The sequence below is a fragment of the Microbacterium sp. P5_B6 genome (assembly GCF_056400345.1).
Genome location: NZ_JBFULL010000004.1, coordinates 158,651 through 182,098, shown reverse-complemented (window position 1 = coordinate 182,098; position 23,448 = coordinate 158,651). Strand labels below are relative to the sequence as shown.

Genomic DNA, 23,448 nt, shown 5'->3' with positions numbered 1-23,448 from the left:
GGGTGCCGCGTTCAGAGCGCCGCTGCGAAGGCTTCGTCGTAGATCGCGAGGGCCTGCGCGACTTCGTCGTCGGTGACGACGCACGGCGGCACGACGTGGATGCGGTTCTCGATGACGAAGGGCAAGAGGCCCCGCGCGACGAGCTCGCTCTTGACCTTGCCGATCCCCGCCGCAGGCAGAGGCTCGCGGGTCGCCCGATCGGCGACCAGCTCCACCGCCCAGAAGACGCCCTCGCCGCGCACCTCGCCGATCGCCTCGTGCCGCTCGGCGAGTTCGAGCAGGCCGGGACCGATCGCCTCAGCGCCTACGCGCCGGGCGTTGTCGACGATCCCCTCGTTCTCCATCGCATCGAGCGCGCCGACGATCGACGCCGCCGCGAGCGGATGCCCGCTGTACGTCAGGCCCCCGGGGAAGACCCGCTCGTCGAAGGTCGCCGCGATCGGCTCCGAGATGATCACGCCACCCACCGGCACGTAGCCGGAGTTGACGCCCTTGGCGAAGGTGATGAGATCGGGGACCACGTCGTAGCCCTCGAACGCGAACCAGCGGCCCGTGCGTCCGAAGCCCGCCATCACCTCGTCGAGGATCAGCAGGATGCCGTGCTTGTCGGCGAGCGCGCGCACGCCCGCGAGATAACCGGGCGGCGGGATCAGGATGCCGGCCGTACCAGGGATCGATTCGAGCAGGATGGCCGCGATGGATGCCGCGCCCTCGGACTGGATCACTCGTTCGAGGTGGTGAAGGGCCCGCGCCGACTCCTCTTCGGGGTTCGTCGCCCAGAACTCCGAGCGATACAGGTAGGGGCCGAAGAAGTGCACGTGCCCGCGTGCGAACTCGTTCGGCACACGGCGCCAGTCACCCGTCGCGACGATCGCCGCGCCGGTGTTGCCGTGGTACGAGCGGTACGTGGACAGCACCTTGTCGCGACCGGTGTGCAGCCGCGCCATGCGGATCGCGTTCTCGATCGCATCGGCGCCGCCGTTGGTGAAGAAGACCTTCGAGAAGCCCTCGGGAGCGCGCGCGACGATCCGCTGGGCGGCCTCCCCTCGCGCGAGGTTCGCCGTGGCGGGTCCGATCGTGGCGAGAAGATCCGCCTGCCGGTGGATCGCGTCGATGACCGCCGGATGCTGGTGCCCGATGTTGACGTTGACGAGCTGACTCGAGAAGTCGAGGTAGCGCCGGCCGGTGTGATCCCACACGACGCTGCCCGACCCGCCGGCGATGACGACGGGATTCAGCCCGGCCTGCGCCGACCACGAGTGGAACACGTACTCGCGGTCGAGCTCGGTGGTGAGCTCATCCAGATCGGTGGTCGCGTCGCTCAACGTCATGCCTGCCATTCTTCCCCTCAGACCCGCAGTCGGAGTCCGTTGCCGAGGATTTGGTCGCCGATGATGTGCCGGCCGAGCCCKMGGGCTCGGCCGGCACGCGGCATCCGCTCTACTGACCGCCCTCGGTGAGGGTCACGTCGATCGGCGTGTACTCGCCCGAGACGTCGACGCCCTCATCGGCCAGCTCGCTCAGCGCCTGCTCGATGTACTCGTTGGAGTAGGCGCTGTCGGCGGGCTCTGCGGTGATGAGGTTGAGGCCGTCCTGGTTGACCGCGGCGAGCGCGCCCTTGACGGTCTTGTCCCACGCGCCCTCGTCGATGACACCGAAGTCCGCGCCCGTCCAGATGAGCTTGTTGACCTCGTTCATCTGCCAGAGCTGGTGGACGGGACCGACCGGGAACGCGGCCTCGGCGTTGGATGCGATGTCGTAGACGATCTTCGCCGCGTCCTCAGGGTTGTCCCGGGCGTAGAGCCAGCCCTTCGTGATCGCCTTGAGGAACCGCACGGCGGCGTCGGCGTAGGCGGGGTCGTCGAGGCGCTTCGTGTCGGCCCAGATGGCGTCCTGCAGCATCGCTCCCTCGGTGTCTTCGTACGACACGACGTCGAAGTCCTCCGGCTGGTAGAGCTCCCCGGTGTCGGGGTTCACCACCTCGAGGATCTGCGCCCATTCGTTGTACGTCATCGCCTGCGCGGCGTCGACATCCTTATCGAGGAGGGCGTTCATGCTGAAGTCCTGGGTGGTGATCGACACCGTGGTGGAGTCCAGGTCCTCCGCGGCCATCGCCGCGAAGATCTCCCACTCGTTGCCGAATCCCCACGAGCCGATCTTCTTGCCCTCGAAGTCGGCGACGCTCGAGACGCCGGTGTCCTTCCACGAGACCTGCAGCGTGCCGGACTTCTGGTACACCTGCGCGATGTCGGTCAGCTCCACACCCGATGCCTCGAGCGTTCCGAGCACCTTCGGCACCCAGGCGATCGCGAAGTCCGTGTCGCCCGCCACCAGGGCGTCCTGCGGCACGATGTCGCCACCGGAGGGGATGATCTCGACGTCGTCGAAGCCTTCGTCCTCGAAGTAGCCCTTCTCCTGCGCGATGTAGTACCCCGCGAACTGGGCCTGCGGGAGCCACTGCAGCTGCAGCTTGATGGAGGTGAGCGGCGTGAAGTCGCCGTCATCGGAGCTCGACTCGTCGGGCGAACCCGAACCGGCGCATGCCGCGAGTGCGAGGGAGGCGATGGCGACGGTGGAGGCGGCGGCGAGGCCGCGACGGATGCTGTGACTCATGCTGTTCCTTTCTTGGTGATGGCTGGTGCAGGGGATGCCGGTCACACCGGCGGCCGCCTCGTGACGAGCCGCTCGAGGAGCGAGGTGACGAGGAAGAATGCGAGCCCGATGAGGATGCCGCCGAAGACGTACGCCCACGCGAGGGTGGCGCGCCCGGATTTCGCGTAGGTCGCGATCGCGGTGCCGACGCCGTCGGCGGGACCTCCGAAGTACTCGGCGACGAGGGCCGAGATGACGGCGATGGATGCGGCGATGCGAAGCCCCGTCATCAGGTAGGGCAGGGCCGTGGGGAGGGTCAGCAGACGGAACGTCTGCGAGCCGGTCGCCGCGGACGAGCGGAAGAGGTCGCGATGCACCGGCCGGGACTGCCGGAGACCGCGGAGGGTGTTGATGAACACCGGCACGAAGGCGGCGATCGCGGCGACGGCCTGCCGGCCGAACTGGCTGGATGCGCCGAACATCGTGTTGAGGATCGGCGTCAGCGCGACGATCGGCACCACGGCGACCGCGGCGACGAGCGGTGCCAGCATCCCGTCGATGGGCCTGACGGATGCTGCGAGCCCGGCGAGGACGATCGCGAGCAGCGAGCCGGCGATGAGGCCCACGAGGGCGTTCGTGGCGGTGACCGCCATATCGGCGGCGATGATGTTCCACCGCAGCACGAACTCCTGCAGGATCGCGATGGGGCTCGGGAGCATGCGGGGAGCGGTGCCGAGCACGTCGACCCAGACGATCCAGAGGACGAGTCCGATGATCCCGACCGCCACCGGCGCGGCCCACCTCAGCCAGCTGGGCAGCGGTCGAGGCTCGAGACTCGCGCCGCGCCGGCGCCTCGGGGCAGGTCCAGCCGGCTGCGCGATGCCGGCCGCGTCCGTGACCGTCATCGTTCGTTTGCCCGCTCGACGGGTGCTCCGTGCAGCGCTTCGCGGACGGCGGTGACGCGCTCGAAGAACTCGGGCGACTCTCTCAGGTTCTCGGTGCGCGAGGCGCCGAGGCCCGTCGTCAGGACATCGGTGATGCGGCCGGGGCGCGGGCTCATGACGACCACGCGATCGGAGAGGAAGACGGCTTCGGGGATCGAGTGGGTCACGAAGACGACCGCGGCCCCGGTCTCGCCCGCGATGCGGGAGAGCTCGGACTGCAGGTATTCGCGCGTCATCTCGTCGAGCGCGCCGAACGGCTCGTCCATCAGCAGCAGGCGGGGACGGGATGCCAGGGCCCGCGCGATCGCCACGCGCTGCTGCATGCCGCCCGAGAGCTGGTCGGGATAGCGGTCGGCGAACTCGGTGAGCCCCACCAGCTGCACGAGGTCCTGGACTCGAGCAGCGCGCTCGGCCTTGCCCGAGCCGCCGAGCTCGAGCGGCAGCCCGATGTTGGCGGCGACCGTGCGCCACGGAAGCAGTCCGGACTGCTGGAACGCGATGCCGTAGTCCTGGTCGAGCCGCGCGGTGCGGGCCGGCTTGCCGAAGATCTCGAGGCTCCCCGTCGTGGCCTCGTCGAGATCGGCGATCAGCCGAAGCAGCGTCGACTTGCCGCAGCCCGATGGTCCGATCAGCGACACGAACTCCCCCGCGGCCACCTCGAGCTCGACCCCGGTGAGCGCGACGACGTCGCCCTCTCTGGTCGCGAAGGTCTTCCCGACACCGGAGGCCCTCACCGCTCGCGCGGCCTGGTCTGGAAGGGTCATGCGGTCTCCTCGCCTCGGCGATAGTTCTGAAGAGTCAGCCCGAGCAGCGCGATGGAGCCTGCCGCGACCAGGCCCAGGCCGATCGTTCCGAACGTCGGTCCCCAGGGCGCTGCCGGATCGCTCGACGCCTGTCCTGCGAGCTGGATGAGCATGCGCCCGATGCCACCGCGCATGCCGATGGAGACCTCCGCGACGACGGCGCCCACGACCGCGCTCGCTGCTGCGAGACGCAGCGCCGGCAGAAGATGGGGCACGGCGGCGGGCAGCCGCAGGCGGAACAGCGTCGCCCAGTATCCGGCCGCGTAGGTGCGCATGAGGTCGAGGTGGATGCGGTCGGGCGCACCCAGGCCGCGCAGCATCCCGACCGCCACGGGGAAGAACGCGAGGTACGACGCGATGAGGGCGACCGACAGCCACTGCGGCCACGGCGCGACATCGCGGTCGATCTGGTTGCCGATCGCGTTCACCACGGGCGCGAACGCGATCAGCGGCACCGTCTGGCTGAGGACGATCCAGGGCAGCAGTCCCCACTCGGCGAGGCGCCACCGCTGCATCGCCGCGCCGAGCACCGCGCCGACGGTGACCCCGATGACCCACCCGACCGCGGCGATGCCGAGGGTGACGAAAGCAGCGCCGACAACCGACATCCACAGCGGCGGAGTCTCGCCGCCGCTCGTCGGCGCGAACAGCCGCGCCCCCATGTCCCAGACGTGCGGCATCGCCCGATCGTGCGTCCGGGGCAGGATCATGAAGCCCGAGCCGGCTTCGTCCGATCCGCCGAGCACCACGCCCTCGGCGGGCCCCAAGAACTTGTAGATTTCCCAGAGCGCGATGACGGCCACGACGCCGAGGACGCCCCAGAGGAGGGCGCTCCCGCGTCGGGATGAATGCCGGCGCCGCATCGGGAGCAGCGCCTCGGCCGCAGGTGCGACGGAGGCGATCGCCGCGTTCGGCGCCTCGTGGGGCGGTGACGTCATGACTTGGCCGTGACGTGCTCGGCGATCGCCGGGATCACGCGCTCGCCGTAGACGCGGAGGGTCTCCTCCTTGTTGTCGTGCTGGAGATAGCCGGCGAACTGCGTCACCCCGATCGCTTGCAGCTCCTTGAGCTTGGCGATGTGGTCGTCTGCCGTGCCGAGCACGCAGAAGCGGTCGACGATCTCATCGGGCACGAAGTCCACGTGGTCGTTCTCGGCGCGGCCGTGGGAGTTGTAGTCGTAGCCGGTGCGGCCCGCGATGTAGTCCGTCAGGGCATCCGGCACCGCCCCGTGGTGGCCGTACTTCGTGACGATGTCGGCGACGTGGTTGCCGACCATTCCTCCGAACCAGCGACATTGATCGCGCATGTGGGCCCAGTCGTCGCCGATGTACATCGGGGCCGCGACGCAGAAGGCGATCGAGTCCGGGTCGCGACCCGCGTTCGCCGCGGCATCCCGAACCGTATTGATCATCCATGCCGCGATGTCGAGATCCGCCAGCTGCAGGATGAACCCGTCGCCGACCTCGCCCGCGAGCTTGAGGGCGAGGGGCCCGTACGCGGCGACCCAGACGTCCAGGCTCGAGCCGCGGCTCCACGGAAACCGCAGGGTGGCGCCGTTGTACTCGACGGCGCGCGAGTTGCCGAGCTCGCGGATCACATGGATCGCCTCGCGCACCTCGCCGAGGGTCGCCGGCTTTCCGTTGGTGACGCGCACCGCCGAGTCGCCGCGGCCGATCCCGCAGATCGTGCGGTTGCCGTACATCTCGTTGAGGGTCGCGAAGACGGATGCCGTGACCGTCCAGTCCCGCGTCGAGGGGTTCGTCACGAAGGGGCCGACGGTGATCCGGTTGGTCTGGGCGAGGATCGCCGAATAGATGACGTAGGGCTCTTCCCACAGCAGGTGCGAGTCGAAGGTCCAGACGTGGCTGAAGCCGTGGGCCTCGGCGAGCTTGGCGAGCTGCACGGTGCGGGATGCGGGCGGGTTGGTCTGCAGGACGACGCCGAAGTCCATCAGCTGCTCACAGGGGTCATGTCATGTCCCAGTTCTGTAGGGGTCGTGTCCCACTTTCGACAGGCTGGAGGGTCTCCAGCATGGAGAAAGTGGGACATGGGGGCGTTGAGGGATGCTGTCTCACACCAGGTACTGCGAGAGGCCTCGCTTGACGTAGCGTCCGTCGCCCTTCGTGCCGAGGTACTGCCCGCCGTCGACGATGACCTTGCCCCGCGACAGCACGGTGTCGACGTGCCCGTCGATCTCGAAGCCCTCCCATGCGGAGTGATCCATGTTCATGTGGTGGGTCTTGTTCACGCCGATGGACGTGTGCCCGTTCGGGTCGTAGACGACGATGTCGCCGTCGGCTCCGGGCTGGATGACGCCCTTCCTGCCGTACATGCCGAACATGCGCGCGGGCGTCGTGCTGGTGAGCTCGACCCAGCGCTCGAGCGTGATCTTGCCGGTCACCACACCCTGGTACATGAGGTCGAGGCGATGCTCGATGGATCCGATGCCGTTGGGGATCTTGCGGAAGTCCCCGAGCCCCAGCTCCTTCTGGTCCTTCATGCAGAACGGGCAGTGATCCGTCGAGACCATCTGCAGGTCGTTCGTGCGCAGCGCCTGCCACATGTGGTCCTGATGGCCCTCCTCCCGCGAGCGCAGCGGCGTCGAGCACACCCACTTGGCACCCTCGAACGCGCCCCACTCCTCGCTCGAGGCACCCAGCTGGTCTTCCAGTGAGAGGTAGAGGTACTGCGGGCACGTCTCCCCGAAGACGTTCTGGCCTCGGTCGCGCGCCCACGCGAGCTGCTCGACGGCCTGCTTCGCACTGACGTGCACCACGTACAGCGGCGCGCCGGTGACGTTGGCGAGCATGATCGCCCGGTGCGTCGCCTCCTCCTCCATCTGCCAGGCGCGAGCGATGCCGTGGTAGTACGGGTCGGTCCGCCCCTGCTCGACGAGCTGAGCCGCGAGCACATCGATCGCCGGCCCGTTCTCGGCGTGCATCATGGTCAAAAGCCCCGTCTCACGCGAGACCTGCATCGCCCGGAGGATCTGCGCGTCATCGGAGTAGAAGACGCCTGGGTACGCCATGAAGAGCTTGAAGCTCGTGATGCCCTCGTCGATCAGCGTGGGCATGACGGCGAGGGAGTCCTCGTCGATGCCGCCGATGATCTGGTGGAAGCCGTAGTCGATCGCGCAGTTGCCCGCCGCCAGGTCATGCCACTTCGCCAGGCCGTCGAGCACCTTGGTGCCGTAGGTCTGCACCGCGAAGTCGACGATCGTCGTCGTGCCGCCCCACGCGGCGGCCCGGGTGCCCGTCTCGAACGTGTCGCTCGCGGAGGTCCCGCCGAACGGAAGCTGCATGTGGGTGTGCGCGTCGATCCCGCCGGGGATCACGTACTTGCCGGACGCGTCGATGACCGTGTCGACGGATGCTGCGACATCCGTCCCCAGCAGTGCCGACCCGGGCGACAGCACCGCGACGATCCTCTCGCCGTCGATGAGGACGTCCGCGTCGGTGCGACCGGTCGCCGAGACGACGGTTCCGCCCTTGATGAGTGTGGTTGTCATCGTTCTACCCCTCCTCCGTTGTCGAACGCTGCTGTTTCCTGCGGCCGCTGCATAACTCGACGGCGCCCTCGCAGGAAAGTGCAGCGCTCGCGCATCTTCTGCGCCGGCGACCGCGTCACGGCTTGGCGATCATCGTGTACGAGTCCGGCCGGCGGTCGCGGTAGAACTGCCAGTCGTCGCGCATCTCGCGGACCATGTCCATGTCGAGATCCCGGATCAGCAGCTCCTCGTCGGTGCCGGAACCGCGCTCGCCGACGAAGTTGCCGCGAGGGTCGATCACCTGACTGGTGCCGTAGAAGTCGACCGCCAGCTCGCCGTACTCGTTGTCCTCGCGTCCCACGCGGTTCGGCTGGAGCACGAAGTAGCCGTTCGCGACCGCCGCTGCGGGGCCCTCGACCTCCCAGAGCCGGTTCGAGAGGCCGGGCTTCGTGGCGTTCGGATTGAACACGACGTGCGCGCCGTTCAGGCCCAGCTCGCGCCATCCCTCGGGGAAGTGCCGGTCGTAGCAGATGTACATCCCGATCTTGCCGACGGACGTGTCGAAGACCGGATACCCCAGGTTGCCCGGCCGGAAGTAGAACTTCTCGTAGAAGCGGTCGAGGTGCGGCAGGTGATGCTTGCGGTACTTCCCGAGGATCGTGCCGTCGGCCTCGACGATGACCGCGGTGTTGTAGTACACCCCGGTGATGTCCTCCTCGTAGATCGGAAGGATCATGACGAGGTTCAGCTCTTTGGCGAGTGCCGCGAAGCGCTGCACGATGGGCCCATCCGCGGGCTCCGCGTAACGGTAGTACTTCTTGTCCTCGGTGATGCCGAAGTAGGGGCCGTAGAACAGCTCCTGGAAGCAGATGACCTGCGCCCCCTGGGCCGCAGCATCCCGCGCGAACTGCTCGTGCTTGTCGAGCATGGACGCCTTGTCGCCCGTCCAGGTCGTCTGGGTGATCGCCGCTCGAACAACAGCCATGTGCCGCCTCCATGTCGCGCGCCATCGGCTGGGGCGAAGCGTCACTGCTCGCGCCAGGCTCGGGCGTCCTGCCGGTTCTCTGTATTCCAGGGCATGAAGGTTTCATCCCTGTTTCCTGTCGTGTCCCCATAGTTAAGTCCGCGGCGCCGGCGCGCAAGAGGCATTCAGTCCGAACGCGCGCGCGACGGGGTTTCACGTGCGGAAGCTGCCGGGAGAGAGCATGCCGGTGGCCGCATGACACGCCGCGAAGAAGGAGGGCCCGAGCCGTTGATAGCGTGACGGGATGCCCGAGCACGCCGAACTCTCGATCCGCCCGCTTCGCGGCATCCCGGAGATCTCCGCCGGAGACGATCTCGTCGCACTCATCGCTGCGGCCGCACCCGATCTGGAGGATGGCGACATCCTGGTCGTCACCTCGAAGATCGTCTCGAAGGCCGAAGGTCGTTTCGTGGCGGCTGACGACCGCACCGAGGCCATCGAGGCCGAGACCGTGCGGGTTGTGGCGTCGTCGGCCGACGGCGGCGTGCGCATCGTCGAGAGCCGGCTGGGCATCATCGCGGCGGCAGCGGGCGTCGATGCGAGCAACACTCCCGAGGGGACGGTTCTGCTGCTGCCCCTGGATCCGGATGCCTCGGCCCGCGCCCTCGCGGCGGGCCTCCGCACCGCCACCGGCGCCCGCGTCGGCGTGATCGTCTCGGACACCCTCGGGCGGGCGTGGCGCGACGGCCAGACCGACAGCGCAATCGGCGCCGGCGGGGTGCACGTCTTCGAGGACTATCGCGGCAGCACCGACTCGGCCGGGCGTCCGCTCGTGGTGACGCTGCCGTGCGTCGCCGACGAGCTCGCTGCGGCCGCCGACCTCGTGAAGCGCAAGACCACAGGACTGCCGGTCGCCGTCGTGCGCGGCCGAGCCGATCTCGTCGGCGACCTCGACCTGCCGGGCGCCCGCAGCATCGTGCGCGTCCGCGAGCGCGACCTCTTCCACACCGGATCCCGGGAGGCGTGGGAGGCGGGGTACGCAGCAGGTGCCGCGGCCGCGGGAAGCCTGACGGAGGGCGTGGGACCATAGCGATCCCTCCCGGCCCACGGAACACTGGGCTGATGAGCATGGATCGCATCCTCGAGACGGTCGGATCGTTCGACGGCATCTTCGTGCTCGCCCCCGAGGCCGCCGGCCCGTACCCCGAGATCGCGTGGGGCGACTCCTTCTACTACTACGCCCCCGACGGCGAGGTGCCGGCCAACCAGCAGCCGTTCGCGACGATCATCACGAAGGACTATCCGGGTGACGCGGACTCACGGCTGGGCGACGGCCGCTGGCGCGTGAATATCCACGTGGGCAAGACCCTCTTCACAACCCTCACCGGCGACCGCGTCGAGCCGCTGGACTTCGCCGAGGCGGACGTCATCCTGCCTCACCCGGTCTACGGCTCCCTCGGCTGGGTTTCCGTCGTGAACGCCGGAGAGCGCACGCTCCCGACGGTGCTCGAACTGCTGCAGGGCGCGTATCGGGATGCCCGCACCCGCGCCGAGCGGCGGTCGCCGCATCGCGATTCCTGACCGCCGACGACGGTCGGAAAAAGAATCACGAAAAGATAACGCCGGGGTCTTCCCTTCCGTTACCTCGTCGTTATAGAGTGCTCGTACTGGTAGTTGTTTTGCTGTGGCAGCTACCAGCATGTGATTGCAGGACACTCTTGGTGCAAGGGACAAGGGCCGGTCGGGAGCCTCTCCGACCGGCCCTTACTCTTGCCACGGCTCGGATCAATGCGAGCGAAGCACGCGTTGATGCGAGCCGTGGCAAGGTTGAGTAGCCCGCGAAGCGCGCGTATCGAAACCTCATAAAGCGCAGCTCAATGCGAGCGAAGCACGCGTTGATGCGAGCCGTCGCAAGGTTGAGCAGCCCGCGAAGCGCGCGTATCGAAACCTCCCGAAGCGCAGCTCAATGCGAGCGAAGCACGCGTTGATGCCCGGCGTCCGATCGTGCCTCACTAGGCCCTTGATCTGGCCTTTTTCCGTGCGCCGTTCACACGACCTGTCCAGGTAACGCTGTGGACTCGTCCAGAAACACCACGCAGACTCGAGGATTCGTGCCCGACCCGAAGGGCCACGCCGGCGTTCTGCCGGTGCAGCGAACCCGAAGGACCATCTCCCCGCATGCTTTTGACGCGCCCGCTCCGCCCTGCCCGAATGTCACGCCGCCGCGCCGCCGCCTCCACCACCGCCGCCGTCACGGCCGCCATCGGCGTCGTCGTCCTGTCGGGTCTGACGACCGCGGCTGCCTTCGCCGACGTCGGAGACAACGGATCCATTGCGGCCGCCATCGCGTCCTCGCGCGTGCCGGCGTTCGGAACGGTCGTGCACGCCGAGGCCCTGAGCGAGATCACCGCGAACGCCTCTTCAACCCTCGCGGAGGCCCGGAGTGCCGTCGCGGCCGCGAAGGTCGTCACGGCAGAGATCGCGGCATCCGGACTCGACGTCGGCGCCCAGACGAGCGTCGACACGACTGACCTCACCGATCAGATCGAGCAGCTCGACGCCCTCGACATCCTGCCCCTCATGCTGCTCCCCGCGGTCGCAGACACGACTGCGCTCGAGACCGCGGATGTCGTGGCTCAGACCGCGACGCTGCGGGGGCGTCTCGACGCCGCCGTGGCGCAGAAGGCAGCCGAGGAAGCTGCCGCGCAGGCGCAGCGCGAAGCCGAAGCGGCAGCGGCCGCCGCCGCGCAGGCGGCCGCGCAGGCCGCCGCAGCGCAGGCGGCCGCGAACACCCCGGAAGGCGCCAAGGCCACCGCCCGCCAGCTGCTCGGCGAGTATGGCTGGGGCGACGGGCAGTTCTCGTGCCTCGAGTCGCTGTGGACGAAGGAATCGGGCTGGAACTACCAGGCCTACAACCCCAGCGGGGCGACGGGCATCCCGCAGTCGCTCCCCGGGAGCAAGATGGCGAGCGCCGGCACCGATTGGCAGTCCAACGCGACGACGCAGATCCGCTGGGGCCTCGGCTACATCCAGAGCGTCTACGGCAGCCCCTGCAGCGCATGGGGCCACTCCCAGGCGACCAACTGGTACTGAGCCGCGCTACCTGCTGACCGGATCCGCGGCGCCGCGGTCGAGCCAGGCGAGATCGCTGCGCGTGGGAGCTGACTCCCAATCGCCCTCGGCCAGGCAGGCGAATGCGCCGCAGCGCACGGCGAGATCCAGGCAGGCGCCGGCATCCCCGCCGTTGATCCACTCGACGAGCCATCCCGCGGCGAACGCGTCACCTGCGCCCACGGTGTCGACCACCGTCACCGGGATGGCATCCCGACGTGTGACCCCTCCGTCGGCAGACTTCTGCAGCGCCCCGCGCTCGCCGAGCTTGACCACGGCATGCTGGGCGCCGAGAGCGAGCAGCGCATCGAGCTGGATCAGCGGGTCGGTCTCGCCGGTGAGGATTTCGGCTTCATCGTCACCGGCGAAGATGACGTCGGCGCGCTCCGCGAGACCGCGGTAGGCATCCCGTATCGAATCGACATCGTCGACGAGCGTGCCGCGGTGGTTCACATCGAAGGCGACGCGCGTGCCGGCGCTCTTCGCATGATTGATCGCCGTGTGCGCGGCTGCCAGCGGACCTTCACCGAGCGCAGCCGAGATGCCGGTGAGGTAGAGCACCCGCGCATCCGCCACCGCGCCTGGGGTCACGTCTTCACGGCCCAGCCCGCTTCCCGCCATGCCCCGCCGGTAGTAGGTGATGCGGCTCGCGCCGGGATGCGGCCGCTCCTTCAGCATCAGCGCCGTCGGGAGGTCGGGATCACGGGTGGGATGCGCCGACACCCCTTCGGCGCGCAGTTCGCGGACGATGAGATCGCCCACCGCATCACATCCGACCCGCCCGATCCACGATGCCGTGCCGCCCAGCCGCTGGACGCCGATGGCCACATTGCTCTCGGCGCCTCCGAAGGTGAGCCGCAGCCCCGTCCCCAGTGAGAGGCGTCCGGTCTGGTCGCTCACGAGAAGGCCGAGACTCTCGCCGACGGCGACGACGTCATGGGATGCGGCGACGTTGCCGACGCTCACGCGGCCACGGCCTCGCGGGCGAGCTCCGCGACGGCATCGGCTCCCTGCGCCGCGGCCTGCACGATCCAGCTGCCACTCGCCGCGAAGACCGCGGGGTGGGCGAGATGGATGCCGAGGTTCGCGGGGCCGATTCCGCCGGACGGCATGAATCTCACGTCGCGGAAGACCGCCGCGTAGGCCTCGATGAGCGCCAACCCTCCGAAGACACCGGCGGGGAACAGCTTGACTCTGGTCAGCCCCGCGGTGCGCGCAGCCTGGATCTCGGTCGGGGTGAGCACGCCCGGCACGATGGGAAGCCTCGCGTCACGCACATAGCGGACGACCTCGAGGTCGAGGCCCGGCGTCACGACAAAGGACGCACCGGCATCGATCGCCTCCCGCGCCTGCTCGATCGAGAGCACCGTGCCGGCACCTACGAGCAGGTCACCGCGTTCGGCCAATTCGCGCAGCGCGGGCATCCCCCATTCGCCGCGCAGCGCCACCTCCACGACCGGAAGGCCGCCGGCGACGAGTCCGTCGCCGATCGCGCGGACCGTCGACGGATCCGAGACGGACGCGAGGGGGATGACGCGGTGGCTGAACAGCGGGTGGTCGGAGGCGGGCTGCGTCATCGGCCCAGCCATCCGCCGTCGACAGGAAGCACGACACCCGACACGTAGTCCGACGCGCGGCTGGCCAGGAACACGGTGGCCCCGGCGAGGTCGCCCGCCTCTCCCCAACGGCCCGCGGGAATCCGCGCCAGGATCGACTGCGACCTCTCCGGATCGTCGCGGAGCGCTTCGGTGTTGTCCGTGGCGATGTACCCGGGTGCGATCGCGTTCACCGTCACGCCTCCCGCGGTCCACTCGTTGGCGAGCGCCTTGGTGAGGCCCCCGATCGCCGACTTGGCTGCGGCATAGCCGGGCACCGTCACTCCGCCTTGGAAGGTCAGCAGGCTCGCGGTGAAGATGACCTTTCCGCGGCCGCGCTCGAGCATGGAGCGGCCCACGCGCTGGGCGAGCACGAACTGGCTGTTCAGGTTCACGTCGATCACCTCGTCCCACCACTCGAGCGGATGCTGGGCAGCCGGCGACCTGCGGATGGTCCCGGCGTTGTTCACGAGGATGTCGGCGCGGTCGGCGACGAGCTCGGCGAAGGCGACGACAGCATGCCGATCCCGGAAATCCACCTGGTGGCCCTCGAAGGAGCGCCCCGACTCCCGCACCTGTCGGCCGATCGCGCCTCCGTCCGCCTCCTGACTGGCAGAGGCGGCGATGATGTCGGCGCCTGCATCAGCGAGAGCCGCGGCCATGGCGAAGCCGATTCCGCGGCGCGCGCCGGTGACGACGGCGGTCGTCCCCGTCAGATCGAAAAGTTCGTTGGTCATGTCACTCCTCAGTCAGTCCAGATCCGCGAGGGGAAGACGAGGGAAAGATCTCTCGAGTTCCGTGTGGCGAAACTGTGTTCCGTGCACTGTAGGATAGCCCATCAGGAACGGTGAATGCGGGTGTGTGTCATGGAAGCGACCGGTCAGCAGGCGGGCAGTTCGAACGCCAACGCCAAGATCCTGCGCGTGCTCGAAGCGGCACTGCTCAGTGAGCGCTTCACGGACATCGTCGATGAGACGGGGCTCGCGAAGTCGACCGTCCACCGAATCCTCGCCGGACTGATCGACGAGGGATTCGTGGCAGGGGATGCCGAGCGGGGCTACCGGGCCGGGCGCAGATTCATGGCGCTCGCAGGACAGGTGATGTCGCAGGTCGACATCACGCGGCTCGCGGCACCGGTGGTCGATCGACTGGTCGCAGACGTCGACTGCACGGTGCACATCGGAGCGCTTGCGGGCGACGAGATGGTCTACGTCATCCGCACCGACTCGTCCAAGCCGTACCGGATGCGGTCCCGGGTGGGCCTCGCGATCCCGCTCCACCCCACCGGGATGGGCAAGGCGGTGATGGCTTCCTGGGACGATGACCGCATCAGGGACTACGCCGAGCGCACGGGCCTCCCGGCCCGGACTCCGGCGACGATCACGGATCTCAACAGGCTTCGGGAGGTGCTGGCCGACGTCCGTGGGCGGGGATACGCGCTGGACGTGGGTGAGAACGAGCTGGGGACGGTGTGCGTCTCGGCGCCGATCTACGACCACACCGGCACGGCCACCCACGGGCTGTCGATCTCGTCGATCGCACTCGAGCACCCGGACAGGACCATCGAGGAGTTCGCACCGAAGGCCGTCGCGGCAGCCGACGAGATCTCGCGCCTGATGGGCGCGAAGCGCTGAGCCTTCGAAACCCGTGAGCGGCGAGGCGCCGCGATGCACCCGGCCGCACGCGTGCCGGCCGCGCTACGGTTGACCCCGTGAGTGCTCCCATCGATGCCACAGCAACGTCCGCCTGGGCCGAACTCGAGGCCCACCGCTCGTCCTTCGAGCCCGACCTGCGGGGGTGGTTCGCGAGGGATCCCGAGCGGGTCCCCAAGCTGAGCTTCACGCTCGCCGACCTGCACGTCGATCTGTCGAAGAACCTCGTCACTGACGAGGTGCTCGCGAGCCTCGTGCGCCTCGCCGAGCAGACGGGCGTCGCCGACCGCTACGCCGCGATGCTTTCGGGCGAGCACATCAACACGACCGAGGATCGTGCCGTCCTGCACACCGCGCTGCGCAGGCCGCCCGGTGCGACCCACGCACTGTCCGTCGCGGGACAGGATGTCGACGCCGACGTGCAGTCCGTGCTCGGCGCGATGGACGCCTTCGCCGAGCGCGTGCGCTCGGGAGAGTGGCGCGGGATCACCGGCAAGAAGGTCGAGACCGTCGTCAACATCGGCATCGGCGGCTCCGACCTCGGCCCGTACATGATCTTCGAGGCGCTCAAGCCGTACGCGGACGCCGGCATCCAGGCCCGCTTCGTCTCGAACATCGACCCCGCCGACATCTCCCTGAAGACAGCCGGGCTCGACCCCGAGACGACGCTCTTCGTCGTGGCGTCCAAGACCTTCACCACACTCGAGACGCTTACGAACGCCCGTCTCGCACGCGACTGGCTGTGGGCCGGGCTCGAGCAGAGCGGCGCGATCAGCGGCGACGAATCCTCGCGCACCGATGCCGTCGCCCACCACTTCGTCGCCGTCTCGACCGCCCTCGACAAGGTCGCGGCCTTCGGCATCGATCCCGCGAACGCGTTCGGGTTCTGGGACTGGGTCGGCGGCCGGTACTCCGTCGACTCGGCCATAGGCCTCTCGCTCGTCGTCACGCTCGGACCCCAGGCCTTCCGCGACCTGCTCGCCGGCTTCCACGCGGTCGACGAGCACGTCGGCTCGACGCCCCTCGCCGAGAACGTCCCCGTGCTGATGGGCCTGCTCAACGTCTGGTACACCAATTTCCTCGGCGCGCAGACGCACGCCGTCCTCCCGTATGCCCAGCAGCTGCACCGCTTCGCGGCCTACCTGCAGCAGCTCACCATGGAGTCGAACGGCAAGTCGGTGCGCTGGGACGGCACCCCCGTCACGACCGACACCGGCGAGGTGTTCTGGGGAGAGCCGGGCACGAACGGACAGCACGCCTTCTATCAGCTGATCCACCAGGGCACGCGTCTCATCCCGGCCGACTTCATCGCCTTCGTGAACCCCGCGTTCCCGCTGCAGTCCGAAGGGCGCGACGTGCACGGGCTGTTCCTCGCGAACTTCTTGGCGCAGACGAAGGCCCTCGCGTTCGGCAAGACGGCCGAAGAGGTCGAGGCCGAGGGCACCACCGGACCTCTCGTCGCGGCACGCACCTTCGCCGGCAACCGTCCGACGACCTCGATCTTCGCCGAGTCGCTCACCCCGCGAGTCCTCGGTGAGCTCGTCGCGCTGTACGAGCACATCACCTTCACGCAGGGCGTGATCTGGGGCATCAACTCCTTCGACCAGTGGGGCGTCGAACTCGGCAAGCAGCTGGCCCTGCAGATCGCGCCCGCTCTCGAAGGCGACGAGGCCGCCCTGCAGGCTCAGGATGCCTCCACCAAGGCGCTCCTCGAGTACTACACGGCGCACCGCAGCTGACCAGCGCGTGACACAGGAACGGGCCCACCTCCGAAGAGGTGTGCCCGTTCTCGTGCGCTACGGCCGTCAGTGCGCCGGGTTCGTCACGTTCACCGTGAGCGGCCCGTTGGTCGTCTGCGAGGTGACCGTCGCCTTGACGCCCTGCCCCGCGACCGTGACCCCGCCGAGCGGGTTCGTCGCCGAGAAATACGCGTCGGGGTTCGTGTCGTCGAACGTCGCGATGCCCGGGTTCGAGGGCGCGGTGGCCGCCACACTCTGGACCGTCTGGTTCTTGCCCTTGCCGACCAGGATCTCCTTGTGCAGCGCGACGGCGTCCGTCGCCTGCAGGCCGAAGGTCGCGTCGAACGGCTGGCGCCGGTTGCTCGGCCCCGTGCCGTCCTGGTAGGTGAACTTCACCGGACGCGCGTCGACCGGGAGCGCGAGGCCGTGCCCCGGGTGGTCGATCGTGTTGTTGTCCGAGTAGCTCTCATCGACCGCCCACACGAGCAGACCGTCCTGGAACGGGAAGTGCTCCACGTGGTCGGGTGCGGTGTAGGGCTTGTCGAACTGGTACGGACCGACCTGGAGTGTCGAGTCGTACCCGACGTAGGTGCGGTTCTCCAGCAGGTAGTAGCGGTCGCCGACCGCTTCCTCGCTGCCCGTGCTGATCTTGAAGCCGCCGGCCGCCGTCCAGCCATTGGCCCCGCTCTCGACGCTGTCGCTGAGGAGAGTGGTGCCCCCCGACTTCACGACGATGTCATCGATGAACGCTCCGGCGAGATGCACTCCCCCGTCCGACTGGTAGCGGAAGCGGAAGTCGACCTTCCCGTTGCCCGGAACGGTGAACCGCAGGTTGCTCCACTTGCCGTTGGACGAGCCGCTGATCGTGGCGAGCGTGGTCCAGTTGGCCGCGCCGGCGGGCTTGTACTCCGCATAGAGGTAGTCGAACCCGTCCTCGATCTCGTACCAGGCGTTCGCGGTGACGGTCGCCTTCGAGACGCCGGTCAGGTCGAGCGTCCGGGTGAGCGTGGTGTTGAGGTCATCCGCGCTCGACGTCCACCACGCATGCCCGCCGGCAGGCACGGTGTAGTCGGTCTTGATCGGCTGATCCGCGACATCGACGACAACCGCCTGGTCCTGCCCGTCCACCTGCAGCGCGGCAGGACTCAGCGTGAAGTCGCCGCCTTCGCCGGGTGACACGACGGAGTAGTCGAGCCAGCCGAGCTGCAGCTTCTCCCACGGACCCATGTAGCCGGGCGTGGTGCCGATGTCTTCGATGCCGTGGTTAAGCCACGAGCCGCTCGACATGAGGGTCCAGAACGCGGTCGAGTTCTCGCCGCCGTTGGTGTCGTAGAAGTCGGGCAGACCCAGATCGTGGCCGAACTCGTGCGCGAACACGCCCAGGCCGCCGTTCTCGGCCTCGACGGTGTAGTCGCCGATCCAGTAACCCGTGTTGCCGATCTGCGAGCCGCCGAACTTCGCTGCGGCGGGACCGGTCGTGCCGTAGTCGGTGGAGTTCACATACCAGCGGTGCGACCAGATGGCGTCCTCGCCCTGGGCGCCGCCACCAGCGTCCTCGCCCTCTCCGGCGTGGACGGCCTGGAAATGATCGATGTAGCCGTCCGGCTCGTCGAAGTTGCCGTCGCTGTCGAAGTCGTAGCGATCCCAGACGTCGTAGCTCGCCAGCGTCGCCTTGATCTGCTCGGGGGTCGCACCGCTCGCGACCTGCGCGTCGTACCAGGCATTCCCGGTGTCCTCGATGAACTGCCAGGAACCTCCGAAGTCCTCCACCGCGTTGTCGCCATAGGTCGAGGCGTTTCCGGGCACCTTCACCCAGTCGCTCACACCGCCGGCGACGCTGTACGCGCCCGACGACTGCTTCTCATAGAAGTCCTTGAACGACTCGCCGTCGCCGAAGAACAGGTCCTCGTACGCCGCCGTGTTGAAGTCCGGCAGCCAGTGCGTGCTGTTGTTCACCGTGCGTTCGGGCTTGGGGATCTGATTGTGCAGGGGTCCCGGCGCGAGCCCGAGCTTCTTGCTGCCCTGGTCGCCGAACTCGGACAGGATCGTGAACACCTGCGCGGGTCCGGTGACCGTCGCCTCGAAGTACTTGTCGTCAGCGAGTGCGACGACGCCGTCCTCGTCGGGAGCCGCCTGCCCCGACAGGATCAGCTCCTGCGCCGCCTTGCGGCGCTGGTTCTGCCGTTCGGTCAGAGGCCCGGGCCGGTTGTCCTGCCTCTGCGCCGCGGACGGCTGCGAATCATCGGCGGGCGCAGCGACAGCCGCCGGCCCGAAAGCGGCACCGGCGACGACTGTTGCGCCCACCGCAAGGATGGCTCCCAGACCGCGAATGCGTTGTTTCACGCGTTTCTCCTTCGTCATTTTGCACTCGAGATCGTCGAGCGCCCCGCCGAAACGTAACAGCGCACCCCGCTATGACAAAGCAATGTGAGCCATTTCTCACATTCACACAAAAAGAGACGGGATGCCGGTCCCCCCGGCATCCCGTCTCATCGTGGATCTGGGCTACTCCTTCGGCTCGACCGTGATGAGCGACGCGCCAGGCGTCACATCACCCTCGAGCACCGGCGAGACCGTCCCGAAGTCATCGGCGTTCAGCACGATGACCGGCGTGACGAGTGGGTAGCCGGCCTTCTCGATGATGGCCCGGTCGAAGGTGACCAGCGGCGTGCCGAGCTCGACACGATCGCCGTTCTTGACCTTGACGTCGAACCCCTCACCGCCGAGATTCACCGTGTCGATGCCGACGTGGATGAGCACCTCGACTCCGCCGTCGAGCACGATGCCGAAGGCATGACCCGTCGGCTGAGCCGCGGCCACCACACCCGCTCCCGGCGAGTACACGGTGTCACCGGTCGGTTCGATGGCCGCACCCGGGCCCATCACTCCCCCGGCGAACACGGGGTCGGGGACTTCGGACAGCGCCACCACCCTGCCCGCCAGCGGCGACGCGATTTCGAACGAGACGCGCTCGAGCACGGCCGTGGCTGTCGCTGCCGCGACAGTGGCGGGCGCGGCATCCGATGCGTCGATCCGGCGAGGCTCGGCAGCTTCGATCCTCGCCGCCGAGACACCGGTCGCTGCGGCCGCCGCCTCGGCGGCATCCCGGGTCGCCTCGAACTCCGCCTGCTGCTCGGGCGTGCGGAAGTTGGACCCGATGACGAGGAACATCGCGGTGAAGAAGGCGCCGGCGATGGCGATCGCATACAGCCCGATGGGGTTGAACGCCGGGATCGTCAGCAGCGAGGTGAAGACGAACGCGGTCGTGGTGACGCCGTTCGGCAGGTTCAGGACGAGGCTGCCCACGCCGATGATCAGACCGCCGACGAAGCATCCGACGAGCATCCGTGGATAGATCCGCTTGAACCTGAGGTGGATTCCGTAGAGGGAAGGCTCAGAGATGCCACCGAGAAGACCGGCTGCCAGAGCACCGGTGGCCGTCTGCCGCATCTGAAGGTCACGGTGACGGAGCGACAGGACGAGCACACCGGCGGTCGCGCCGAAGCACGCGAAGTTCCAGGCGCCCATGGGTCCCTGAATGAAGTCGTACCCGAGGGTGTTGATGTTCAGAAGCATGACGGCGTTGATGGGCCAGTGCAGGCCGAGCGGCACCATGAACGGGTACGCGAGCGGGATGACGATCGCGAAGATGAACGGCGACCATTGGTTGATCGCCGCCAGCCCCTGCGCCAGGGCGGCACCTGCGTACACGCCGATCGGGCCGATGATGAACGCGGTCAGCGGGATCATGATCAGCATCGCGAAGAACGGCACGAAGATCAGCTGCAGGTTCGCCGAGATGATCTTGCGCAGCAGCTTGTAGAGCGGTCCGAGCACGGCTGCCATGAGCAGCGGCGGGAAGACCTGCGAGCTGTAGTCGAAGATCGTCAGCGGGAAGCCGAAGATCGGGACGATGAACACCGGCGAGCCGAACACGACCTGCTCGGTCGCCTCGCTCTTCAGCGCCGCAAAGCCCGGCAGCATGAGCACCGCCATGATCGCGAAGCCCACCCACGGGTCTGCCCCGATCTTCTTCGAGGCGTTGTAGGCGACCATCAGCGGGAGGAAGACGAAGACCGACTGCCACATCAGGTTGATGAAGGCCCACGAGGGGTCGAGCGTCACACCGGGCGCATTCCAGTCCGGGATCACATTGAGGGTCGCCATGAGCGCCATGAACGTGATGAAGAACGATGCGCCGAGAAGCGCGCCGAGGATCGGCCGGAACGAGTCCGAGAGGAACTCGAAGAACGAGTCGATCCAGGCGACCTTGCCGCGGACGCCCTTCGCGCGCTCCCGCGCCTTGATGGCGTCGGGATCATCGAGATCGGCCTGAGCGGTGGCGACACCCCCGCCCTTCATCTCGGGAAGAGCCTGGATGTCGTTGTACACGTTCTGCACGCCGCCGCCGATCACCACCTGGTACCGGTCGCCGGCCTGGGGCACTGCGCCCATGACGCCGGGGATGGCCTCGACGGCCTTCGTGTCGACTGCTCCCCCGTCGCGGAGCTGGAATCTGAGCCGGGTCGCGCAGTGGGTGAGGCTCTCGATATTGCCGGCACCTCCCACCGCCTTGACGATGTCTGCTGCTGAGTTGGAAGCCATGGGATTCTCCTTCGACCATCCGTGTTTCGCGCTGCCCTGGTGACGGTTCCCCGTAATCCCTACCCGTCGATTCGGACTCTATCGGCGGTGAACCGCGGGCGCGAGAGGGTACCCGCGCAAATCACCCGAGAGGGGTGCCGCCTACACGCCTCCCCCTCCGCCGCCGCCGCCTCCGCCCCCGGAAGAGCCGCCGCCGCCCGAGCCTCCCGACGACGATGAGGCAGAGGTGCTCGTCGAGAGCGTGCCGATTCCGGATGAGAATGCCGAGGCGTCGAAGCCGCTCGATCCGGAGTACCAGACGGGCGTTCCCTGCTCGCCGTAGAGCACGGCGAGCTCTTTCGCCCACTGCTTCTCCTGCCCGAACACGACGGCGTACGGCAGCAGCGCCTCGTACAGCTTCAGCATCTGCCGGCGGTCAGTGGTGTCGATCGGCACCCGTTCGGCGCCCTCGATGGACTGCAGCATCCGGATGCGGTCGGCTTCGGCCCATTCGATGAACTGGAAGAGACCCGTCAGATGGTCACGGGTCTCCGCGCCGAGCGCGGTGAGCGGCTTGTGCGACACGAGGCGGATGGCCAGCAGCTCGGCGAGGATCGCGCCCACCATGACCACGAGGGGAAACCCCGGATAGACCGAGGCATCCAGCGCCGCCAGTCCGAACACGAACACCAGGCCCGCCCCGATCGTGGTGGCCACCACCGGAAGCGCGCGCACCCGCAGCGGCACCTGCCGACGCAGCCCTCGGCGCTCGAGCTCGGTGCCGGCCGCCTTGAGGATCTTCTGCGCGGCGGAGGAGAGCCGGCGGTCGGTCTGGCCGAACTCGTACTCCTCGCCGGGGGCGAGGCCCGGGAAGAGCCCGTCGAGCAGCATCAGCCCATCGCCGTCCGCCCGCGTCGGATCGACGAGCTGGGCTCGCAGGCGGACCTTGCCGAAGAAGCTCCGGGAGCCTTCGATGATCCGGATGCTGCCCACCACCGCCTGCTCGAGGACTTCGGCCGGGATCGCCTTGGAGGTGCGCCCGAGCAGCACGGCGCTCTCGAGTGCGTCGATGGCCGGCGGAGGCGTGTACTCGGCGATGAGTATCGGCCTGCCCGGGGCGTCACGCAGACCACGCCGGCGGACCACCAGAGCCCAGGCGACGGCGGCGAGCAGCAGGAGCGCCGAAAGAGCCTGGAGCCATCCCCAGCTCGATGCGAAGTACGACGGGTCGAACGGGGTGAAGGTCCCCCGCTGGAACCCGACGGCGATGGTCATGTTCTGGTACGGCGGCAGCTCGGCCGTCTCGGCGAAGACCTCGGTCTGCCCATCCGCTGTGGTCGTGATGGTGCACGCGTCGGTCGAGCCCTCGGAGCCCCGGTAGCAGGCGGTCGCCCCTGTCATCGCGTCGACGAGCTGCCCGGACAGGTGGAGGGTCGCGGTGACGCGCCCGAACGGCTGGGCCCATTCGAGCCCGTTGACGTTCCAGTAGAACTCCTCCACGCCGGCGTCATCGAAGAGCGTCACGTTCTCGAGCGTGTAGGTGAACACGTAGGTCTGTGCCCCGTGGACGAACTCGTCTGCGCGCGAGGTCATCGAGAAGACGCCGTCCTCGTGCTTGACTTCGGCCGGTCGCTCCGCACCCTCGGCGTCGGTGATCGAGACGAACTCCGGGTTGAGCGGCGCTCCCAGATAGGTGTCGGGGATGAGTCGGCGCATCCCGAGGTTCTGGTCGAAGTCCGGGAACATCGCCTCGAACCGCTCGACGACCTCGAGCGTGCTCGTGCCGTCTTCGGCGCGGCCGAGGGTGTAGTCCACGTCGAGACTCGCGAAGCCGAAGTCGTCGACTCCGGCCGGCACCCCCACCGCGGCGGCGCGACTGTCGAGGGAGGTGGGCCACCCCCCGCAGGGGGTGAGGACGAGGACGGATGCCGCGACCCCAGCCGCGACCAGACGCCGTACGAGGCTCCGCATGCGCAC

At 68.3% G+C, this 23,448-nt stretch carries 19 protein-coding genes; 5 read left to right on the top strand and 14 right to left on the bottom strand.

Annotated elements, in window-relative coordinates:
- Positions 1-11: 11 nt before the first annotated feature.
- From AC1DP3_RS07505 to AC1DP3_RS07470, 8 genes are all read right to left on the bottom strand, one after another.
- Positions 12-1,331, bottom strand: coding sequence for an aminotransferase class III-fold pyridoxal phosphate-dependent enzyme (locus AC1DP3_RS07505; RefSeq protein WP_477292531.1), 1,320 nt, complete (start codon positions 1,329-1,331; stop codon positions 12-14).
- 109 nt (positions 1,332-1,440) lie between these two features.
- A complete protein-coding gene (locus AC1DP3_RS07500; protein WP_477292530.1) occupies positions 1,441-2,613 on the bottom strand; it encodes an ABC transporter substrate-binding protein in 1,173 nt (390 codons plus the stop codon).
- Between the two features lie 41 nt (positions 2,614-2,654).
- Entirely contained in the window at positions 2,655-3,497 is an 843-nt protein-coding gene (locus AC1DP3_RS07495) for an ABC transporter permease (RefSeq protein WP_477292529.1), read from the bottom strand.
- Positions 3,494-4,300, bottom strand: coding sequence for an ABC transporter ATP-binding protein (locus tag AC1DP3_RS07490; protein ID WP_477292528.1), 807 nt, complete (start codon positions 4,298-4,300; stop codon positions 3,494-3,496). Before AC1DP3_RS07490 ends, AC1DP3_RS07495 begins: the two co-directional genes overlap by 4 nt.
- On the bottom strand, positions 4,297-5,277 hold the full coding sequence (locus AC1DP3_RS07485) for an ABC transporter permease (protein WP_477292527.1): 981 nt from the start codon (positions 5,275-5,277) through the stop codon (positions 4,297-4,299). The genes AC1DP3_RS07490 and AC1DP3_RS07485 overlap by 4 nt, the downstream gene beginning before the upstream one ends.
- Positions 5,274-6,290 carry a TIGR03842 family LLM class F420-dependent oxidoreductase gene (locus AC1DP3_RS07480; protein WP_477292526.1) on the bottom strand — a complete coding sequence of 339 codons (1,017 nt, stop codon included), beginning with the start codon at positions 6,288-6,290 and terminating at the stop codon, positions 5,274-5,276. The genes AC1DP3_RS07485 and AC1DP3_RS07480 overlap by 4 nt, the downstream gene beginning before the upstream one ends.
- A gap of 120 nt (positions 6,291-6,410) precedes the next feature.
- Positions 6,411-7,847, bottom strand: a complete 1,437-nt coding sequence (gene hydA / locus AC1DP3_RS07475) for a dihydropyrimidinase (RefSeq protein WP_477292525.1) — start codon at positions 7,845-7,847, stop codon at positions 6,411-6,413.
- A 115-nt stretch (positions 7,848-7,962) separates the two neighbouring features.
- Positions 7,963-8,811, bottom strand: coding sequence for a nitrilase-related carbon-nitrogen hydrolase (locus AC1DP3_RS07470; protein WP_477292524.1), 849 nt, complete (start codon positions 8,809-8,811; stop codon positions 7,963-7,965).
- 283 nt (positions 8,812-9,094) lie between these two features.
- On the opposite strand from AC1DP3_RS07470, the gene cofE reads away from it, so the two are divergent.
- The 3 genes from cofE to AC1DP3_RS07455 all read left to right on the top strand — a co-directional run bounded on the left by cofE (position 9,095) and on the right by AC1DP3_RS07455 (position 11,883).
- Positions 9,095-9,880: a coenzyme F420-0:L-glutamate ligase gene (gene cofE / locus AC1DP3_RS07465; protein ID WP_477292523.1), complete on the top strand. Its 786-nt coding sequence runs from the start codon at positions 9,095-9,097 to the stop codon at positions 9,878-9,880.
- Between the two features lie 32 nt (positions 9,881-9,912).
- Positions 9,913-10,371 carry a DUF6194 family protein gene (locus AC1DP3_RS07460; RefSeq protein WP_477292522.1) on the top strand — a complete coding sequence of 153 codons (459 nt, stop codon included), beginning with the start codon at positions 9,913-9,915 and terminating at the stop codon, positions 10,369-10,371.
- Positions 10,372-11,001: 630 nt separating this feature from the next.
- Positions 11,002-11,883, top strand: a complete 882-nt coding sequence (locus AC1DP3_RS07455) for an aggregation-promoting factor C-terminal-like domain-containing protein (protein WP_477292521.1) — start codon at positions 11,002-11,004, stop codon at positions 11,881-11,883.
- 6 nt (positions 11,884-11,889) lie between these two features.
- On the opposite strand, the gene AC1DP3_RS07450 is transcribed toward AC1DP3_RS07455, so the two are convergent.
- From AC1DP3_RS07450 to AC1DP3_RS07440, 3 genes are read right to left on the bottom strand one after another with little or no spacing between them, the layout of a single operon-like run.
- Entirely contained in the window at positions 11,890-12,867 is a 978-nt protein-coding gene (locus tag AC1DP3_RS07450; protein WP_477292520.1) for a sugar kinase, read from the bottom strand.
- Entirely contained in the window at positions 12,864-13,478 is a 615-nt protein-coding gene (locus tag AC1DP3_RS07445; protein WP_477292519.1) for a bifunctional 4-hydroxy-2-oxoglutarate aldolase/2-dehydro-3-deoxy-phosphogluconate aldolase, read from the bottom strand. Before AC1DP3_RS07445 ends, AC1DP3_RS07450 begins: the two co-directional genes overlap by 4 nt.
- On the bottom strand, positions 13,475-14,233 hold the full coding sequence (locus tag AC1DP3_RS07440; RefSeq protein WP_477292518.1) for an SDR family oxidoreductase: 759 nt from the start codon (positions 14,231-14,233) through the stop codon (positions 13,475-13,477). Before AC1DP3_RS07440 ends, AC1DP3_RS07445 begins: the two co-directional genes overlap by 4 nt.
- Before the next feature lie 129 nt (positions 14,234-14,362).
- Between AC1DP3_RS07440 and AC1DP3_RS07435 the strand changes: the two genes are divergently transcribed.
- Positions 14,363-15,130, top strand: coding sequence for an IclR family transcriptional regulator (locus AC1DP3_RS07435; protein WP_477292517.1), 768 nt, complete (start codon positions 14,363-14,365; stop codon positions 15,128-15,130).
- Between the two features lie 77 nt (positions 15,131-15,207).
- On the top strand, positions 15,208-16,887 hold the full coding sequence (gene pgi / locus AC1DP3_RS07430; protein ID WP_477292516.1) for a glucose-6-phosphate isomerase: 1,680 nt from the start codon (positions 15,208-15,210) through the stop codon (positions 16,885-16,887).
- Positions 16,888-16,953: 66 nt separating this feature from the next.
- Here pgi and AC1DP3_RS07425 read toward each other — a convergent pair whose 3' ends face one another.
- The 3 genes from AC1DP3_RS07425 to AC1DP3_RS07415 form a co-directional block, all read right to left on the bottom strand.
- Positions 16,954-19,230 (bottom strand): immune inhibitor A domain-containing protein, encoded by a 2,277-nt coding sequence (locus tag AC1DP3_RS07425; RefSeq protein WP_477292515.1) that lies wholly within the window; start codon positions 19,228-19,230, stop codon positions 16,954-16,956.
- A 162-nt stretch (positions 19,231-19,392) separates the two neighbouring features.
- The gene (locus AC1DP3_RS07420; RefSeq protein WP_477292514.1) at positions 19,393-21,492 is read right to left on the bottom strand and encodes a glucose PTS transporter subunit IIA; all 2,100 of its coding nucleotides are present in this window, start codon (positions 21,490-21,492) and stop codon (positions 19,393-19,395) included.
- Positions 21,493-21,633: 141 nt separating this feature from the next.
- Positions 21,634-23,442, bottom strand: coding sequence for a DUF2207 domain-containing protein (locus AC1DP3_RS07415; protein ID WP_477292513.1), 1,809 nt, complete (start codon positions 23,440-23,442; stop codon positions 21,634-21,636).
- Between the last annotated feature and the right edge of the window lie 6 nt (positions 23,443-23,448).

Coding starts and splice junctions, on each gene's coding strand:
- cofE (WP_477292523.1), top strand. CDS start 9,095: ATGCCCGAGCACGCCGAACTCTCGATCCGCCCGCTTCGCGGCATCCCG.
- hydA (WP_477292525.1), bottom strand. CDS start 7,847: ATGACAACCACACTCATCAAGGGCGGAACCGTCGTCTCGGCGACCGGT.
- AC1DP3_RS07500 (WP_477292530.1), bottom strand. CDS start 2,613: ATGAGTCACAGCATCCGTCGCGGCCTCGCCGCCGCCTCCACCGTCGCC.
- AC1DP3_RS07490 (WP_477292528.1), bottom strand. CDS start 4,300: ATGACCCTTCCAGACCAGGCCGCGCGAGCGGTGAGGGCCTCCGGTGTC.
- AC1DP3_RS07435 (WP_477292517.1), top strand. CDS start 14,363: ATGGAAGCGACCGGTCAGCAGGCGGGCAGTTCGAACGCCAACGCCAAG.
- AC1DP3_RS07420 (WP_477292514.1), bottom strand. CDS start 21,492: ATGGCTTCCAACTCAGCAGCAGACATCGTCAAGGCGGTGGGAGGTGCC.
- AC1DP3_RS07495 (WP_477292529.1), bottom strand. CDS start 3,497: ATGACGGTCACGGACGCGGCCGGCATCGCGCAGCCGGCTGGACCTGCC.
- AC1DP3_RS07505 (WP_477292531.1), bottom strand. CDS start 1,331: ATGACGTTGAGCGACGCGACCACCGATCTGGATGAGCTCACCACCGAG.
- AC1DP3_RS07455 (WP_477292521.1), top strand. CDS start 11,002: ATGTCACGCCGCCGCGCCGCCGCCTCCACCACCGCCGCCGTCACGGCC.
- AC1DP3_RS07460 (WP_477292522.1), top strand. CDS start 9,913: ATGAGCATGGATCGCATCCTCGAGACGGTCGGATCGTTCGACGGCATC.
- AC1DP3_RS07470 (WP_477292524.1), bottom strand. CDS start 8,811: ATGGCTGTTGTTCGAGCGGCGATCACCCAGACGACCTGGACGGGCGAC.
- AC1DP3_RS07485 (WP_477292527.1), bottom strand. CDS start 5,277: ATGACGTCACCGCCCCACGAGGCGCCGAACGCGGCGATCGCCTCCGTC.
- AC1DP3_RS07440 (WP_477292518.1), bottom strand. CDS start 14,233: ATGACCAACGAACTTTTCGATCTGACGGGGACGACCGCCGTCGTCACC.
- AC1DP3_RS07415 (WP_477292513.1), bottom strand. CDS start 23,442: ATGCGGAGCCTCGTACGGCGTCTGGTCGCGGCTGGGGTCGCGGCATCC.
- AC1DP3_RS07445 (WP_477292519.1), bottom strand. CDS start 13,478: ATGACGCAGCCCGCCTCCGACCACCCGCTGTTCAGCCACCGCGTCATC.
- AC1DP3_RS07480 (WP_477292526.1), bottom strand. CDS start 6,290: ATGGACTTCGGCGTCGTCCTGCAGACCAACCCGCCCGCATCCCGCACC.